The organism is Agrobacterium sp. a22-2 (assembly GCF_012276985.1).
GTDB lineage: Bacteria > Pseudomonadota > Alphaproteobacteria > Rhizobiales > Rhizobiaceae > Allorhizobium.
This window is the reverse complement of sequence record NZ_JAAXMM010000038.1, coordinates 1-1,483: the sequence shown is the minus strand read 5'-3', so window position 1 is coordinate 1,483 and position 1,483 is coordinate 1. Positions and strand designations below refer to the sequence as shown.

Annotated in this window: 2 protein-coding genes; one reads left to right on the top strand and one right to left on the bottom strand. The window is 57.0% G+C overall.

Annotated elements, in window-relative coordinates:
- Nucleotides 1-1,078, bottom strand: a 1,078-nt coding sequence (locus HFC70_RS26280) for a HAMP domain-containing protein (protein WP_368669826.1), incomplete at its 3' end; no start/stop codon positions are given.
- On the opposite strand from HFC70_RS26280, the gene HFC70_RS27100 reads away from it, so the two are divergent.
- Nucleotides 990-1,181, top strand: a complete 192-nt coding sequence (locus tag HFC70_RS27100) for a hypothetical protein (protein ID WP_246735969.1) — start codon at nucleotides 990-992, stop codon at nucleotides 1,179-1,181. The two genes, HFC70_RS26280 and HFC70_RS27100, sit on opposite strands and share 89 nt — an antisense overlap.
- Nucleotides 1,182-1,483: the final 302 nt, after the last annotated feature.

Below are 1,483 nucleotides of genomic sequence, written 5' to 3'. Positions count from 1 at the left end.
CGGATGCCTCTTCGGCAGAGGATGCCTGTTCGGTCGCACCCTGCGACAGCTGTTCGGAGCTTGCCGACAGTTCCTGGCTGCCCGACGAGACGTTGTCGGCGGCGGCCAAAGCATCGGCAACCACGCCGCGAAGGCGTTCCACCATGCTCTGCAGCGAAAGCCCGAGGATGTCCTTGTCCGACAAGGGTTTCGGCGAAACCGTCAGGTCGCCATTGGCGATCTGGTTGGCGATATCGGACGTGAGGCGCAAATTGGTAATCATGGCCTGCATGGCGAGACCCAAGGCGTCGCGATCCGACAGGGTCTTTGCCATTGTCGAAAGGTCGCCCAGCGCGATCATATCCGCCGTTGCAGCCGTATCGCGCAGATTCGAGGTCATCGTGTTGATGGTATCAACGAGGTCTTTGATTTCATCATTGGTCTTAACTTCGACCTTCTGGTTGAGATCGCCAAGCGCGACCGCATTTACGACCACGGCGATCTTCTTCAGGCCGTTGTTGATGCTGATTGCGATCCAGAAAGCGACAATCGCCGAGAAGACGAAAAGGCCGATGGCCATTGCCGTAAGGATTGTGCTCGATTCGCTGTATTGGACATTTGTTGCCTCATCCGTGGCCTGCAGATCTTCTTTGATATCCGTGTCCAATCCTTGCAGGAGCGCGAACAGCGTTTCGGTGATTTCGGCGCCAGAACCCATGGATATCTCGGCGGCTCGCGCATTGCTGGCGTCGGTGTTTTCGCGCGCAAGTGCCAGGATCTGATCCTGGGTTCTGATCCACTCAGGATAAATTGTGTGAAACTCCGCAAGTCTGCCTTTAACCTTTGCAGTTGCCTCGCTGTCGAGGTTCGTCAGGTGCGACTGCATGGCAGCACGTTGTGCTTGAACCGTCTGAAGATACCCATCAATTTGCGCCGGATCCTTGTTGAGAATCGCGTTCTTTTCAGCGCGCACGGAGTCCGAGACAGCGCTATGAAGGGCTGCGCCATCGATGAGACTGGCAGCCGGTCCCTTCACGATATCGGTGATCGCGGAATTCAGCGACGACAGGTTGACAATGGCCAATGTCGCCATGCCGATCGCCAGCAGTATTATAAAGCCAAAGGCCATCGCCAATTTCAGCTTGATGGTAATGCGCATAGTCAAATTCCTTGCTTTTAGAAACGTGCCGGAAATCGGGTGAACATCGTCTGCGACGATGTTCCGGTTGCTGCGGCCGGGCTGGTTTGGCGGAGGGGCGATTCATTCGTCTCCATCGAACCCGAAATATTCCGGAAGACATAAACCTGCGCATTCATGTGCTGGTCTGGTGGACGGCCCGGAACGGGCCGCCCGTTTTCTGATAGGAGCAGTAGGTCTCAGGCGCTCTGCCTGAAGTCGCGATCTTCGGCGTCGGGACCGCCCATGGACATATCGAGGGCGAACCCTTTGGCACGCGCCTGCTGGGCCGCAACCGATTGGTCGTTGCGCCGCGCCGGCTGTGCC

Coding starts and splice junctions, on each gene's coding strand:
- HFC70_RS27100 (WP_246735969.1), top strand. CDS start 990: ATGAGACTGGCAGCCGGTCCCTTCACGATATCGGTGATCGCGGAATTC.